Here is a 14809-nt window from a genome sequence, read left to right as displayed (position 1 = left end):
AATTTACATCCTCTTTTTTTTGCGGTATATTAGATTACAAGAAGTTAAATAGGAGTGAGTGTATGTCGAAATTTTTGATCATAGATGGTAATAGCTTGATGTACAGGGCGTATTTTGCCCTGCCTGATTTGATGAACAGCGAAGGAATGCATACAAATGCCATATACGGTTTTTCAATGATGCTTCTTAAATTGCTGGAGGAGGAGAAACCAGACTACATAGCAATAGCTTTCGATAAAAAGGCTTCTACATTTAGGCACAAGGAGTACAGTGCTTATAAAGGAACCCGCCAGTCGATGCCAGAAGAGCTGATAGAACAGGTGGATATTTTAAAAGATGTGATAAATGCATTTAACATAAAGACCATCGAGATAGAGGGATTTGAAGCAGATGATATCATTGGTACAGTATCAAAAATTGCTTCCGAAAGTGGGATGGATGTGCTTATCGTCACAGGCGACAGAGATGCGCTTCAGCTTGTGTCGGCAAATGTAAAAGTAAAAATATGTAAAAAAGGCATAACGCAGATGGATGAGTACGATGAAAAGGCGGTCTTTGAAAAGTATGAAGTGACGCCGCTTCAATTCATAGACTTGAAAGGGCTTATGGGAGACAAATCAGACAACATTCCAGGAGTGCCCAATATAGGGGAGAAGACGGCCATAAAGCTTGTTAAAGAATTTGGATCAATTGAAAATTTACTGATGAATACAGATAAGTTAAAAGGGAAAATAAAAGAAAATGTAGAAAACAATGCAGAATTAGCTGTTTTAAGCAAACGGCTTGCTACGATTGAGAGAAATGTTCCTATTGATATTGATTTGAATGAATACGCGGTTAAAAATTACGATGTCAATAAGCTTACAGAGCTATTTGAAAAATTGGAATTTTCAAGCCTCATCTCAGATTTAAAAGATGATAGTCGTGATACAAAGGATATTAAAGAATGGCCTGTAAGAGATTTTACATACGTTAAAAATGTTTTAGGAAAGTTTGATGTTTTGTCATTGTATCCATTCATATATGATGGAAAGATAAAAGCAGTATCATTTGCTTGCGGTGACGGATCGTTTTTTGTAGAGATTGATGATTATGACAATTTTAAATTGCTTAATAATGATAAGCTTACGTTGATAGGACACGATCTGAAAGATTTTTTAGTAAACATTTCATACTGCGGTATTGAACTTAATTGTAAGATTTTAGATACGGCCATAATGACTTATCTTTTAAATCCGTCTGAGTCGAATTACGACATAAGTCGCGTATTGAAAAAATACTTGAAAGAGGATTTGCAAAACATAGATGATATAGTAGGCAAGGGCAGGAATAAAAAGAGCTACGATGACATTGACAAAAAGCTTTTAGTCGATTATATGTGTTCAGCCGCATCAAACTTATCTAAGTTAAAAGATAAGCTCATGTCATTTATAAAAGAGATGGAGATGGAAGATCTTTTAAAAAATGTGGAAATTCCGCTTATTGAAGTGCTAAAATCTATGGAGGTGTACGGCTTTACATTAGATAAAGATGTACTTAGAAGTATTTCTAAAGAAATAGATGAAAAGACAGATAAGATTGTAAAAGATATTTACGATGCTGCTGGATACGAATTTAATATTAACTCTACAAAGCAGTTATCAGAATTTTTGTTTGATAAACTGAATTTGCCAGCAATAAAAAAGACTAAAACAGGGTATTCGACTGACATGGAAGTCCTTGCAGAACTTATACCGTACAATGACATAGTAGGAGAAATAATAGAATATAGACAGCTTATGAAGCTTAAATCTACGTACATAGATGGCTTCATTCCCATCATGGATGAAAATAATAGGGTCCACTCTACGTTTAAACAAACAGTTGCTGCTACAGGGAGAATTAGCTCAACAGAGCCTAATCTGCAGAACATACCTGTAAGAGAAGAATTTGGCAGGAGGATAAGAAAGGCATTTGTATCAAGTTATGAAGATGGGCTTATAATATCTGCTGATTATTCTCAGATTGAGCTAAGGGTTCTTGCACATCTTTCAGAGGATGAAAAACTTATTGAGTCATTTTTGAACAACGAAGATATACATTTAAGGACGGCATCGGAGGTTTTTAAGGTTTCGAAAGAAGAAGTGACAAGTGAAATGAGAAGGCGGGCGAAAGCTGTCAACTTTGGTATTGTATATGGTATAAGCGATTACGGCTTATCTAAAGACTTAAAGATTTCGCGAAAAGAAGCGAAAGAATACATAGACAATTATTTTGACAGGTACAAGGGCGTCAAAAATTACATCGACTCAATTGTCAAATTTGCAAAGGAAAATGGGTATGTTACGACTATCTTAAATAGGAGAAGATACATACCGGAAATCAATTCAAAAAATTTTAACCAAAGATCTTTTGGCGAGAGAATGGCAATGAATACACCTATTCAAGGTAGCGCTGCGGATATAATAAAGATGTCGATGGTTAAAGTATACAATGAATTAAAGGAAAGAGGATTGAAATCAAGACTTATTCTTCAGGTGCACGATGAGCTTATAATTGACACACATCCTGATGAAGTTGAAATAGTCAAGGAGCTTCTAAAATCAATAATGGAAAATATCATAAAGTTGAAAGTTCCTTTAGTTGTAGATATAGGGCAAGGGAAAAACTGGTATGATGCAAAATAAAAGTGTCTTATGGACACTTTTAAATTATATAGATTGGAGGTGCGATGGTGAAAGTTATCGGATTGACAGGGGGAATAGCGTCAGGAAAAAGCACCGTTTCATCCATATTAAAAAGTCTTGGAGCAGTAATAATTGACGCTGATGTCGTTTCAAGAGAGATTATGATAAAGGGGACTGAGACATATAATATATTAATAAGCGTATTTGGAAGAGAGATTTTGCGAAAAGATGGCGAGATAGACCGGAGAAAACTGGGTAACCTTGTTTTTGCTGATAAAGAAAAATTGAATAAATTAAATGAAATTACGCATCCGGAAATAATAAAAAGGATAAAAGATATAATAGAGGAAGAGAGAAAAAAAGGCAAAGAGAAAGCCATCGTGCTTGATGCAGCATTGCTAATTGAGATGAAGCTTTTTAATATGGTAGATGAAGTATGGCTTGTGGTTGTTGATAAAAAGACACAGATTAGAAGGCTTATGAAAAGAGACAATTTAAGCTATAAAGACGCATTAAACCGTATTAAGAGCCAGATGTCTATAGAGGACAAAATGAAGTACGCAGATTTTATAATTAATAACTGCAAGGATTTTAATGCTATAAAAAGACAAGTTGAGCTATTGTGGGGGCGTTTTTCAAAATAGAACATCTGGAGGTATTATATTGAAGTTAAAAAAAGTCATATTGGTGATAGTAGTAGCAGTTACTGTTTTGACGGTATATGGAGTCAAGACAAATTGGTTTTTAAAGCAATTGTATCCTAAAAAATACAGTCAACAGGTATACTTCTATTCAAATCAGTATGGAGTAGATCCTAATTTGGTCTTTGCTATGATAAAGGCAGAAAGCAATTTTAATCCTGACAGCGTTTCAAATAAAGGTGCTATAGGCCTTATGCAGGTGATACCTGAGACAGGAACTTGGGTTGCTAATTACATAGGCATCAAAAATTTTAGCGTTAATATGCTTTTTAATCCAGATTACAATATAAATATAGGAACATGGTATCTAAAATACCTTTTAAAACAATTTAATAATGATGTCACTTTGGCAGTAGCCGCATATAATGGAGGAAGTGGCAATGTTTCAAATTGGTTAAAAGACAAGAGGTATTCAGAAAATGGCAGCAATCTCAAAAAAGTGCCTTTTTTAGAGACGGATAAGTACATTAAAAAGGTGCTTAAGTATTATAAGATTTACACAAATTTATATAAATGACTTGAAACATTGCACAACATTATGCTGCGAGGGATTTTAAATGGATTTTGGGGTCTTAATTCTATCCATCATGTTGTTTTTCAGCATTATAGGGGAAAACAACAACGCTGCGGCTGCTATTATAATGCTTCTTTTGATTAAGCTTATGAACTTGGAAATAATTAATCAATTTGTATCGAAAAATGGCATGAATCTTGGTATAATAGTATTGACTATGGGAGCCTTATCACCTCTTGCAATGAGCAAAGTGTCAATTGATGATTTTTTAAATGCTGCAAAAAGCGTGGAGGGGGTTATTACAGTTATTGCCGGGATAATTGTAGCTATATTGGCATCTATAGGCCTTAACGCCATGAAAGTAGATACAAATGGTGTTGTAGGTGTTTTGCTGGGTACTGTGATTGGTGTAAGCTTCTTTAAGGGAGCACCGGTTGGTCCAATGATAGCCCTTGGCATTACGACAATCTTACTTAGGATATTTAGATTATAGAGAGGGAGAAGAATACATATGAAAATTATCAAACATCTTGAAGACTTAAGGGAAGTTAAGGTAAGCAATGATAGAGAGTTTTTTTCCGCTACACATGATGAGATAAAAAATGGCGCGACTACAGACGTTTATTTTTTAAGGACGCAAGATATTTTAAAGCATTTAGGGATTGACGGGAAAGTTGTAACGGCAGAGATATTTGCAAGAAGAAGTGGTGTTTTTGCAGGGCTGCCTGAAGTAAAAAATGTCTTAAAAGATAAAAACATTGAAGTGTGGTCTATAGATGAAGGAGAGACTTTTGAAGCAAAAGAGACTGTTATGAGAATCATTGGACCGTACAACGAGTTTGGCACGTATGAAACTGTGATATTGGGTATGTTGGCAAGTTCATGCGGATGGGCTACTGCAGCAAGAGAGCTTAAAGAAGTTATTCCAGACAAGCCTTTACTTTGTTTTGGCGCAAGACATGTGCATCCTGCAGTGGCGCCTGTCATGGAAAGGGCCGCCCTTATAGGTGGTGCTGATGATGCTAGCTGTATATTGGGAGCAAAGCTTTTAGGCCGTGAACCAAAGGGCACAGTGCCACATGCGGCTTTTCTGATAGCTGGCGACACTCTTACTGTAGCAAAGGCTTACAGTGAGATAACGCCTAAAGATGAGAAAATAACTATTTTAGTAGATACATTTAAAGATGAAATTGAAGAATCATTGAGAGTGGCTGAATTTTTAGGAGATAGGTTGTATGGCATAAGATTGGATACGCCATCGGAAAGAGGGGGTGTGACAGCAAGCCTTGTGTATGAGCTTAGGCAGAGGCTTAACCAAAAAGGGTTTGACAATGTCAAGATCATTGTGTCTGGTGGGCTTACACCAGAAAGGATAAAAGAGCTTGCATTAAGCGGTGCAGATGCATTTGGTGTTGGTAGTTATATATCAGATGCATCTCCTATAGATATGACGATGGATATTAAAGAAGTGGAAGGAAAACCTATTGCTAAAAGAGGTAGAATTCCCGGAAGGATAGAGAATGCAAAATTAAAGAGGATAATATAGACAGACATGAATCTATGCTTGTCTGTATAATACTAAATGAATCGCAATTTATACAAAAAGGTATTGACACAAACAAAAAAACATTATATAATAACTAATGTGCTAACGATGTTGTGACGCGGGGGTGGCGGAATAGGCAGACGCGTACGTTTGAGGGGCGTATGGAGTTTTCCGTGCGGGTTCAAGTCCCGCCCTCCGCACCAAAATGAAAATAAATATTTTACATAAAAAAAGCCTTTCAAAAGGCTTTTTTTTTTTAATGCCACTTTACCATTATAATTGACATGAATACAATCGCAACAATCGTCGTTGTCGTTATAAAGATCGATGCAAGTTTGGTGTTTAGATTTCTCTCATCAGAATATATGACTGCTACAAGCGCTGTTGGCATGATAGTTCCTAACATTATGGTTTTAATTGTCATTGATGCGGTATTGAAAAACAGAGGCAAGACAAAAAATAATGCTATGCCTGGTGCATATTTAATGGCAAGTCCTTTAAGTAGCGATAAAATTTCATCCTTTTCTAAATTAAAATCAAGAAAGTATCCTATTACAAACAAAGCCAATGTTGTATTAGGCATTGAAATTTGTTCTGCCAGGTTAACGATTAAGCTTGGGAATTTAATACCTATGATATTCAATATGAAGGCTATTATATACGTATCAAAAGGCACAAAGTACAAGATCTTTTTAAATACTTTCTTTAGATCTAATTTATCACTTTGAGAAAATACATATGCAGCGATATATGCGATTCCAAAGACGTTAAATGAATTTCCCATGTCAAACATGGCAATGTGCAAAAGACCATTGTTGCCGTAAATTTGTTGGATAAACGGGAAAGCGAAAAGACCTATGTTATATCCGCAGAGAGATATAATTAAAGTGCCTTTTGTTTCTCTTTTTAAATTTGCGTTTCTAAAGGCTAAAAAGCCTACAAGAAAAGTGATGAAGCCGAAAGCAAAGCCTGATAATGTTAAAACGAACAAGTTTGTATTTACTTTTGTAGTCAAGAAAACTTTTGCGATGCTGGCAGGTAATGTTATGTATATGATAAAACTATTTATTACCTTTCCCGTTTCTGCAGGTAGAAATTTCATTTTCTTTACTGCGTAACCGAAAAATATTATGATGATGCTTATTGCGATTTTTTGAAGTATGACTATTTGACTCATTCATATCCTCCTTTTCGTATATCAAATAAAATTATACTACAACAAGCTTCTTATTTATAGAGATTGTAACAAATTTATAAATTTTTTATAAAATATATTAAGAGTTTATTAAAAAAATCTTAAAAAATTATTATGAAAACATTGACTTTATTAATCGTTTTTGATAAAATAAAAGAAACTTGTACATATTAGCAATCTTGCCGAATCCTATTTAGGTACGGAGGATTTTTCATGTTTGGGGTTAATCTGCCATATGCAGTAGGGGTACCTTCTATCCCGCACCCGTCAACTAACTCCGGAGGCAAAAGGAAGGAGATTAGCTATGAATAGCAAATTAGGTAAATTTATTTTTGGTGTATCCGTTTTCGGCATGACTATGGTAGGTTCTTCGATGCTTACACATATTTATGCAGCAGATCTTGGAAGTGGCGTCGTCATTGGAAACGGTGTAAATGTCAGAAATGGCGGAAACTTGTCGTCAATGGTTATCACACAGTTAAATTATAGCGATGTGGTTACAGTGATTGGACAGGATAATGGCTGGTACAACATAAAGCTTTCAGATGGGACTGTAGGCTGGATATATGGAAAGTACCTTTCATTAAGGTCTTCAAGTACGGTGTCAAGGGGTGATGTTGATAGAAGCATTGCCTCAAGGCTGATCGATTTTGGTAAAGAGTTTTTAGGAACAAGGTATGTTTACGGTGGTGAATCTCCATCGGGTTTTGATTGTTCTGGTTTTACTCAATACGTCTTTAAAAGCGTCGGTATTAGTTTGCCAAGGACTGCTGATGTTCAAGCTACAGTAGGAACTTACGTTGATAGAGCAGATTTGCAGCCTGGTGATTTGGTGTTTTTTAAGACATTAGGGAGCAGCATAATAAACCATGCTGGGATATACATAGGAAATGGGCAGTTTATGCACGCTTCATCTGGTGCTGGAAAAGTCATGACAAGCTCTTTATATGAAGATTACTACAGCACTCACTATGCTGCAGCCAGAAGGGTTATACAGTAAACTAAATATAACGACAAAAAGGCACTTTCATGTGTCTTTTTTTGATGCATTTTTTAGGCGATATTTTATAGTTTGTTGACTATTTAGGCATATTAATATATCATTATATATTGTATAAAATTTGCATTTGTGTGGAAGGAGTTAACCTAAATGGGGTTTGTAAGGGACGATATAAGGAATGTAGCTATAATAGCGCATGTTGATCACGGGAAAACAACTTTAGTAGACGGTATGCTTAAGCAAAGCGGCATTTTTAGGCAGAACGAAAAAGTCGAAGAGAGAGTAATGGATTCAAATGAGTTAGAAAGAGAAAGAGGAATAACTATTCTTTCAAAGAATACAGCTATTAGGTATAATGGTGTAAAGATAAACATAGTTGATACACCAGGGCATGCTGATTTTGGTGGTGAGGTAGAACGGGTATTAAAAATGGTTGATGGTGTATTGTTGCTTGTAGATGCTTTTGAAGGACCAATGCCTCAAACCAGATTTGTATTAAGCAAGGCTTTAGAGCTTAATTTAAAACCTATAGTAGTTGTTAACAAAATCGATAGACCTGATGCAAGGCCAGAGGAAGTCATTGATGAAGTCCTCGATCTTTTTATTGAGCTTGGTGCTGATGATGATCAGATTGATTTTCCTGTAGTATATGCTTCTGCCAGAGAAGGCATTGCTAAGTTAAGCTTAAAGGATGAATCAGTAGATTTGCGTCCTCTTTTTGATACTATCTTAAAAGAGATTCCGGCGCCAGAAGGTAATATAGATGATCCGCTGCAGCTTATTGTTACCACACTTGACTATGATGATTACATTGGGAGAATCGCTATTGGAAAAGTGGTTAGAGGTAAAATTGTATCAGGTGAAAATGTGGCAATATGCAAGAGAGATGGGTCTGTGCAAAATGTTAAATTAAGCAATCTGTATCAATATGAAGGTTTGAAAAGAGTACAGGTTGATGATGCTAAGTTGGGTGATATAGTAGCTGTATCAGGTATAAGCGACATTGAGATTGGAGAGACGATAGCCGATCCAGAAAAGCCAGAGGCTGTAGATTTTGTTGAAATAGAAGAGCCAACCATTTCGATGACATTTGGCGTAAATACGAGTCCGTTTGCAGGTAGGGAAGGCAAATACGTGACATCAAGGCATTTAAGAGAAAGGCTTTTTAAAGAGCTTGAAACGAATGTAGCATTAAGGGTTGAGGAGACGGAGACGACAGAAGCATTTAAAGTATCTGGACGTGGCGAGTTGCATTTATCCATTTTGATAGAGACTATGAGGCGTGAAGGATATGAGCTTCAGGTATCTAAGCCATCTGTGATTATAAAGGAGATAAATGGTGTCAAGCACGAGCCTATTGAGCTTGTTACTATTGACATACCAGAAGATTACATGGGTGTAGTCATGGAAAAGATGGGCTCAAGAAAAGGAGAGCTTATGGATATGCATACTTTAAAACCTGGTACATTAAGGCTGAAATTTAAGATACCGACAAGAGGCCTCATAGGATATCGCTCTGAATTTCTTACTGATACCAAGGGAAATGGGATAATGACATCTATAATCTATGACTATGAACCGTACAAAGGGGATATACCTACAAGATCGAGAGGGTCTTTAGTGGCTTTTGAAGCTGGCACTACAACGACTTATGGACTTTACAATGCACAAGAAAGAGGAACTCTTTTTGTAGGTCCAGGCGTCGAAGTGTACGAAGGTATGATAGTTGGTGAAAACTCCAGAAGTGATGATATAGATGTCAATGTTTGTAAGAAAAAGCATGTTACTAATTTGCGTTCTGCCACTGCAGATGAGGCATTAAGGCTTTCACCAGTTAGAGAAATGTCGCTTGAAGAAGCTTTGGAGTTTATCGCCAACGATGAACTTGTGGAAGTTACGCCTAAAAGCATAAGGCTTAGAAAAAAGATATTGAGTACGCAACAAAGGTATAAAAATGCTAAATATAAACAATAAAAGGGGGTATGACCCCTTTTTTATTTTGAACCATCGGATGTGTCATTTAGTATTTTGCTTATGTAGTTTATGGTTTCTTCATATGGTGGTATGCCATTGTATTTATTTATAGATTCTTCTCCTGCATTGTATGCTGCTAAAGCTAATGCGGTATTGTTGTACTTATTAAGCAGTTGGCTTAGCAATTTTGTTCCACCATCGATATTTTCTTCTGGGTCAAAAGGATTTGTTACACCTAAATACTGTGCTGTTGACGGCATTAACTGCATTAGGCCCATTGCGCCTGCACTTGATACAGCATAAGGATTGTAGTCTGATTCGGCTTTTATGACAGCATCTATCAAATCTTTGCTGACGCCGTATTTTTTTGAAGCCTCATTTATATAGCTTTCTATTTTGTCTTTTGATACGCCAGTCATATCTGGCGTTTTATTACTAAAATCAATTGTTTCTGATTTTATATCTTCAGTTGAAGTGGTGCCTTCGCTTATCAATTCATTTAAGATGTCCTGAAATGAATTGCTTTTATCCACCAGGTTTATTTTTACAGGCAATCGCGATTGTATATCGCTAAATCTGCTTTCGATGATTGAATCTACATAGTCCATTTTCAAAAACCTCCTATATTTTTTATAATTCGACATAAAATTTAAAAATCCTTTTTTGTTTTAAAAAATGAGAATATAGTCTCAAATAATGAATGATTTGCAAAAAGGATTTTAGTGATCGGTGTAGAATATATAATTAGGTGATTGATGTGTATACAGACGAAGAAAGTAAGAAAAATACAAAATTAGGTTTTAAAAGGATTATATTGTTATTGCTTTTATCAATAGTTGCATCTATAGGGATAGGATTTATAATTTCTCAGTATGCTATAAAACCTTATATAGCTAAACTATCTGAAAAAAGCATGAATGCTTATTCTGTGAAGATACCCCAGCTTAATTATTACATCATAAAAATAGGCCAGTACAGCGATGAAAAAGATGCTTCATATAATTTGAATTTGCTTACCATGAAAGGAATCTACGGAGAAATCCTTAAAGATGGTGAAAGTTATATTTTGTGTTTGGGACAATTTATGGATAAAAAAGATGCCGATGATTTCAGTTTAAAGCTTAGTAAAAGTGGCATTAATTCATCTGTGGCTTTGTACTATGGACCTGTTTATCAGGTATATTATGAAAAAAATTCAGAAAAAGATGTGAAGGAAGTAATTGATAGGTTAAATGTTTTTTTAAGCAGTTTGTCACATTTATCACAGCTTTCTTATAAAATAGCTTTTGGAACTGTCAGCGAAAAAGATATCGATGATACAGAAAAGTACTTTAAAAAGTATAGCAATATGACTTATAATAGAAATATAGATGAAAATTTAAAAAAAATTTTAGATGATACGGAGGCAATTAATAGTCAAATTTTAAACAATTTTGGTGATATAAAGACATCGTTTGAATTAGATGATGGAAATGCTTACAGGCTAACTCAGAAGCTTCTTATGGATTCCATAGAGCAGTATTATGACAGCGTGAGTTCTTTAAAATAGGGGAGTGTAGCATGAAACTTGAGAAAGTGAAAGAAATATTAAACGCGGAAGTGCTTTGCGGCTATGATAGATTATCTGAAGAAGTAAATACGGCATGTGGTGCAGACTTGATGAGCGATGTTTTGGCTTCAAAAGATGAAAAGTCTCTGCTTTTAACAGGACTTACAAATGTTCAAGTTGTTAGGACAGCGGAGGTCTTAGGCGATATAGTGTGCATCGTCTTTGTGAGAGGTAAAAAGCCTGGACCTGAGATCTTAAAAATGGCAGATTCCGCATCGATAGTAATTATGAAGACAGATTATCCGCTTTTTATCGCTTGTGGTCTTTTATATAAAAATGGACTTAATTGTGGGAGTGAATTTTAATCGTGAAGCCGTATACAATGGATTTTGATGTCAAAGCAAGAGATTTTTCATCCGCAGGAGAATCGTCAAGCAAGTTCCGGAAGACGCTGCTTATGCTTTCAATACCTTCTGACATAGTCAGAAGGGCGTCTATTGCAGCTTATGAAGCCGAGATGAATATAGTCATTCATTCTTATGGAGGTAAGATGCATTTTGAAATATATTCTGACAAAATTTTGATAATTGCTGAGGATACAGGTCCTGGCATAAAAGATTTAGAGCTGGCTATGAAAGAAGGATATTCCACAGCGCCAAAAGAAGTGATTGAAATGGGGTTTGGTGCAGGAATGGGTTTACCTAACATGAAGCGAAACGCCGATAATATGGAAATAGTAAGTCACGATGAAAGAGGAACGAAGATCGTCATGACGATTAATTTTTAAATTTTAAGGTGGTTGTTTTCAATGTACTTTCATTCTGTAACTCTTGATAGAGATAGATGCAAAGGTTGTACCAATTGTATAAAAAGGTGCCCTACTGAGGCAATACGTGTAAGAGATGGGAAAGCAAAGATAATAAAAGAGAAATGTATTGACTGTGGAGAGTGCGTAAGGGTGTGTCCTTATCATGCTAAAGTCGTGGTGACAGATGATATAGGAATGATGGAAAATTACAAGTATAAAATTGCTCTTCCTGCGCCTTCTCTTTACGGTCAATTTAAAGACATGACAATAGGCGACATACTGGCATCTTTGCAGTCATGCGGGTTTGACGAAGTTTTTGAGGTTGCTTATGCTGCTGACATCGTATCGTATATAACGAGGAATATAGTAAAGACGAAAGATTACAAAAAGCCTATTATATCTTCTGCGTGTCCTGCTATTGTCCGGCTTATACAGCAGAGATTTCCTTCATTGATGGATAATATTTTGGACATAATGCCACCTGTTGAAGTGGCTGGAAAAATTGCCAGAGATGAGGCCAAGAAGAAGACAGGGCTTAGTGATGAAGAAATAGGGGTGTTTTTTATATCTCCATGTGCTGCAAAAGTCACCAGCATAAAGAACCCCATAGGTATTGAAAAATCGTTTATAAATGGTGCTTTCTCTATGAGGGATGTCTACAGCATGATATTAGACAAAAGAAAATTTGTGGAGAAGAAAATCGAGCATACTTCATCAATGATCGGCGTTGGATGGGCAAATGCAGGGGGTGAATCGTACGGTACATCATTGGAAAATTGCCTTTTTGTAGATGGGATTCAAAATGTCATAGGTGTGCTGGAAGAGATTGAGTTAGGTAAATTAGACGATATTGATTTCTTTGAGGGTCTTGCGTGTGTTGGAGGGTGTGTCGGAGGACCTTTGACTGTCGCAAATAATTTTGTTGCAAGAAACAGAATAATGAAACTAAAAGAAAAATTAAATAAAGATGTGGTAGTAAAAAAATATATAGAGGTTGATTTTAATGAGTTTATGCTAAATGTCAAACTTAAAAAAAGTGATGTCTTAAATTTAGATGAGGATATAGACAAAGCTATTGACATGATGAACTCAATTGATGAAATCTACAAAAGTTTGCCAGGGCTTGATTGCGGTTCTTGTGGCTCTCCTGGATGCAGAGCCCTTGCAGAGGATATAGTAAAAGGATTTGCCAGCGAATATGACTGCATCTTTAAATTAAAAGATAGGATTAAAATATTGGCAGAAGAAATAAACAAACTTTCAATTAAAATTCCGCCTGTAATAGGCAGTGATAAGGAGGAAAAACCTTGAAAGTAAAGGATATTTTAAGTCAGGAGTTTACTTTGGTAGCAGGAGAAGGAGGCATAGAAAAGGAAGTAAGCAATGTCTATGTGTGTGATTTGTTAAGCTTTGTAATGTCTCACGTGAAAAGTGGAAGTGCATGGGTGACGATTCAGACGCATGTAAATGTAATTGCGGTTGCTGTTATGACAGAGATAAGCTGCATCATCATCTGTGAAGGCGAAAAACTTGATGAAAATGCTAAAGAAAAGGCTGATGAGGAAAACATACCTGTCATAGCGTTTAATGGCAGTTCATATGAAGCAGCAGTTAAATTAAGCGAGATGATTAAATGAAGTTTTACTATGACTTGCATATTCATTCATCATTATCGCCATGTGCTGACGATGATATGACGCCTAATAATATCGTCAATATGGCTTTAATAAAAGGGCTTGATGTAATATCTTTGACAGATCACAATTCAACTAAAAATGTAGAAGCCGTCCATGAATTATGCCAGCATAAAGGAATAAAGTTTATACCAGGCATAGAAGTTCAGACAAAGGAAGAAGTTCATGTATTATGTTATTTTTTTGATATTCTTGACTGTTTGAAATTTGGTGAAATGATTTATAATAGCTTAGACTGCGTAAAAAATAACAAATACATTTTTGGAAATCAATTAATTATGGATAAAGACGACAATATTGTGGATGAAGCAGAAAAGCTGCTTCTATCTTCCAGCAGCTTTTCTGTTGATGAAATCTTTAGAATGATGGATGGCATTGGTGCTGCTGTGCCTGCTCACATAGATCGCACTTCTTACAGCATCATTTCAAATCTCGGTTTTATACCAAATATATCAAATCTTAAAACTGTGGAAGTGTCTTCAACATTTATTCACAATAGCTTTGTGGACGAATGTATAAAGAAGTATAAAGTAATTACTTCTTCTGATGCTCATCATTTAGGGCACATAAACGAAAGGATAAATTGCCTTGATTTAGATGACTTGGACATGATAGTTGATTGGATGTGCAAGTAAAGAAAACATATCAAATTAGTCGGGATTATCAGAAAATAAAAAAATTTTTATTTTTAACTGTTAAAAAAATAATTAACATATGGTATAATAATTATGTCCTATTTTGCAATTTTAAAGATTTTTTTAAAAGGAGGGTAATTAGATGCAGGCAATCTACGAAAAATTCAGCGAAGAAAATATAAACAAGTTAAAAAAAGTGATAGACCAGTTGAAAGATACAGACGGTTCTCTGATTGCCGTCATGAACGAGGCTCAAGAAATATTTGGCTATTTGCCTATAGAAGTCCAGCAATTTATTTCAGAAGAAATGAATGTACCATTGACAGAGATATTTGGCATTGCGACGTTTTATTCCCGCTTTACATTAAAGCCATCCGGAAAGTACAAAATCGGCGTTTGTCTTGGTACCGCTTGTTACGTAAAAGGTTCTGCCAGAGATTTCGCATTTAAAAATTTATAGAGTGATAAACACGTTGATTTATATAATTTAACTAAGAGCAGCTAGAAATATGTGATTTTCCGTTTTT

16 protein-coding genes, 1 tRNA gene and 1 riboswitch are annotated in these 14809 nt (G+C 35.5%); of the genes, 15 read left to right on the top strand and 2 right to left on the bottom strand.

Going from position 1 to position 14809, the window contains the following annotated elements:
- Positions 1-62 precede the first annotated feature (62 nt).
- The 6 genes from polA to HNR52_RS09130 all read left to right on the top strand — a co-directional run bounded on the left by polA (position 63) and on the right by HNR52_RS09130 (position 5630).
- Positions 63-2666 (top strand): DNA polymerase I, encoded by a 2604-nt coding sequence (gene polA / locus HNR52_RS09155; RefSeq protein ID WP_013788366.1) that lies wholly within the window; start codon positions 63-65, stop codon positions 2664-2666.
- A gap of 47 nt (positions 2667-2713) precedes the next feature.
- Positions 2714-3310, top strand: a complete 597-nt coding sequence (gene coaE / locus HNR52_RS09150; RefSeq protein WP_041592098.1) for a dephospho-CoA kinase — start codon at positions 2714-2716, stop codon at positions 3308-3310.
- A gap of 19 nt (positions 3311-3329) precedes the next feature.
- The gene (locus HNR52_RS09145) at positions 3330-3884 is read left to right on the top strand and encodes a lytic transglycosylase domain-containing protein (RefSeq protein WP_013788364.1); all 555 of its coding nucleotides are present in this window, start codon (positions 3330-3332) and stop codon (positions 3882-3884) included.
- A 40-nt stretch (positions 3885-3924) separates the two neighbouring features.
- On the top strand, positions 3925-4374 hold the full coding sequence (locus HNR52_RS09140; protein WP_013788363.1) for a DUF441 domain-containing protein: 450 nt from the start codon (positions 3925-3927) through the stop codon (positions 4372-4374).
- An 18-nt stretch (positions 4375-4392) separates the two neighbouring features.
- Entirely contained in the window at positions 4393-5427 is a 1035-nt protein-coding gene (locus HNR52_RS09135) for a nicotinate phosphoribosyltransferase (protein WP_435620392.1), read from the top strand.
- 118 nt (positions 5428-5545) lie between these two features.
- Positions 5546-5630 (top strand) — tRNA-Leu (locus HNR52_RS09130).
- 53 nt (positions 5631-5683) lie between these two features.
- Here HNR52_RS09130 and HNR52_RS09125 read toward each other — a convergent pair.
- Positions 5684-6604, bottom strand: coding sequence for an AEC family transporter (locus HNR52_RS09125; RefSeq protein ID WP_435620391.1), 921 nt, complete (start codon positions 6602-6604; stop codon positions 5684-5686).
- A 188-nt stretch (positions 6605-6792) separates the two neighbouring features.
- Positions 6793-6923, top strand: a riboswitch (cyclic di-AMP (ydaO/yuaA leader).
- Positions 6924-6926: 3 nt separating this feature from the next.
- On the opposite strand from HNR52_RS09125, the gene HNR52_RS09120 reads away from it, so the two are divergent.
- Both HNR52_RS09120 and typA read left to right on the top strand, forming a co-directional pair.
- Positions 6927-7622: a C40 family peptidase gene (locus HNR52_RS09120; protein WP_435620390.1), complete on the top strand. Its 696-nt coding sequence runs from the start codon at positions 6927-6929 to the stop codon at positions 7620-7622.
- 150 nt (positions 7623-7772) lie between these two features.
- Positions 7773-9596: a translational GTPase TypA gene (gene typA / locus HNR52_RS09115; RefSeq protein WP_435620389.1), complete on the top strand. Its 1824-nt coding sequence runs from the start codon at positions 7773-7775 to the stop codon at positions 9594-9596.
- 20 nt (positions 9597-9616) lie between these two features.
- Here typA and HNR52_RS09110 read toward each other — a convergent pair whose 3' ends face one another.
- A complete protein-coding gene (locus tag HNR52_RS09110) occupies positions 9617-10204 on the bottom strand; it encodes a lytic transglycosylase domain-containing protein (RefSeq protein WP_435620388.1) in 588 nt (195 codons plus the stop codon).
- 140 nt (positions 10205-10344) lie between these two features.
- On the opposite strand from HNR52_RS09110, the gene HNR52_RS09105 reads away from it, so the two are divergent.
- The 7 genes from HNR52_RS09105 (at position 10345) to HNR52_RS09075 (ending at position 14742) form a co-directional block, all read left to right on the top strand.
- Complete coding sequence (locus tag HNR52_RS09105; RefSeq protein ID WP_435620387.1) at positions 10345-11145, top strand: SPOR domain-containing protein; 801 nt, start codon at positions 10345-10347, stop codon at positions 11143-11145.
- An 11-nt stretch (positions 11146-11156) separates the two neighbouring features.
- Positions 11157-11510, top strand: coding sequence for a DRTGG domain-containing protein (locus tag HNR52_RS09100; protein WP_013788356.1), 354 nt, complete (start codon positions 11157-11159; stop codon positions 11508-11510).
- Between the two features lie 17 nt (positions 11511-11527).
- Positions 11528-11932, top strand: a complete 405-nt coding sequence (locus HNR52_RS09095; protein WP_435620386.1) for an ATP-binding protein — start codon at positions 11528-11530, stop codon at positions 11930-11932.
- 21 nt (positions 11933-11953) lie between these two features.
- Positions 11954-13264 (top strand): [Fe-Fe] hydrogenase large subunit C-terminal domain-containing protein, encoded by a 1311-nt coding sequence (locus HNR52_RS09090; protein ID WP_013788354.1) that lies wholly within the window; start codon positions 11954-11956, stop codon positions 13262-13264.
- Positions 13261-13590 carry a DRTGG domain-containing protein gene (locus HNR52_RS09085; protein WP_435620385.1) on the top strand — a complete coding sequence of 110 codons (330 nt, stop codon included), beginning with the start codon at positions 13261-13263 and terminating at the stop codon, positions 13588-13590. Before HNR52_RS09090 ends, HNR52_RS09085 begins: the two co-directional genes overlap by 4 nt.
- The gene (locus HNR52_RS09080) at positions 13587-14282 is read left to right on the top strand and encodes a PHP domain-containing protein (protein ID WP_013788352.1); all 696 of its coding nucleotides are present in this window, start codon (positions 13587-13589) and stop codon (positions 14280-14282) included. Before HNR52_RS09085 ends, HNR52_RS09080 begins: the two co-directional genes overlap by 4 nt.
- Before the next feature lie 142 nt (positions 14283-14424).
- Positions 14425-14742, top strand: a complete 318-nt coding sequence (locus HNR52_RS09075) for an NADH-quinone oxidoreductase subunit NuoE family protein (RefSeq protein WP_492226509.1) — start codon at positions 14425-14427, stop codon at positions 14740-14742.
- Positions 14743-14809 lie beyond the last annotated feature (67 nt).

The sequence above is a fragment of the Thermoanaerobacterium thermosulfurigenes genome (assembly GCF_051201035.1).
Lineage (GTDB): Bacteria > Bacillota > Thermoanaerobacteria > Thermoanaerobacterales > Thermoanaerobacteraceae > Thermoanaerobacterium > Thermoanaerobacterium thermosulfurigenes.
Note: the sequence above shows the minus strand (reverse complement) of the source record. Positions and strands in the feature narration are given on the sequence as shown.

Bases quoted from the DNA above. Each gene is read 5' to 3' on its own strand.
- polA (WP_013788366.1), top strand. From the start codon at position 63: ATGTCGAAATTTTTGATCATAGATGGTAATAGCTTGATGTACAGGGCG.
- HNR52_RS09140 (WP_013788363.1), top strand. From the start codon at position 3,925: ATGGATTTTGGGGTCTTAATTCTATCCATCATGTTGTTTTTCAGCATT.
- HNR52_RS09135 (WP_435620392.1), top strand. From the start codon at position 4,393: ATGAAAATTATCAAACATCTTGAAGACTTAAGGGAAGTTAAGGTAAGC.
- HNR52_RS09125 (WP_435620391.1), bottom strand. From the start codon at position 6,604: ATGAGTCAAATAGTCATACTTCAAAAAATCGCAATAAGCATCATCATA.
- HNR52_RS09120 (WP_435620390.1), top strand. From the start codon at position 6,927: ATGAATAGCAAATTAGGTAAATTTATTTTTGGTGTATCCGTTTTCGGC.
- typA (WP_435620389.1), top strand. From the start codon at position 7,773: ATGGGGTTTGTAAGGGACGATATAAGGAATGTAGCTATAATAGCGCAT.
- HNR52_RS09110 (WP_435620388.1), bottom strand. From the start codon at position 10,204: ATGGACTATGTAGATTCAATCATCGAAAGCAGATTTAGCGATATACAA.
- HNR52_RS09100 (WP_013788356.1), top strand. From the start codon at position 11,157: ATGAAACTTGAGAAAGTGAAAGAAATATTAAACGCGGAAGTGCTTTGC.
- HNR52_RS09095 (WP_435620386.1), top strand. From the start codon at position 11,528: ATGGATTTTGATGTCAAAGCAAGAGATTTTTCATCCGCAGGAGAATCG.
- HNR52_RS09090 (WP_013788354.1), top strand. From the start codon at position 11,954: ATGTACTTTCATTCTGTAACTCTTGATAGAGATAGATGCAAAGGTTGT.
- HNR52_RS09080 (WP_013788352.1), top strand. From the start codon at position 13,587: ATGAAGTTTTACTATGACTTGCATATTCATTCATCATTATCGCCATGT.
- HNR52_RS09075 (WP_492226509.1), top strand. From the start codon at position 14,425: ATGCAGGCAATCTACGAAAAATTCAGCGAAGAAAATATAAACAAGTTA.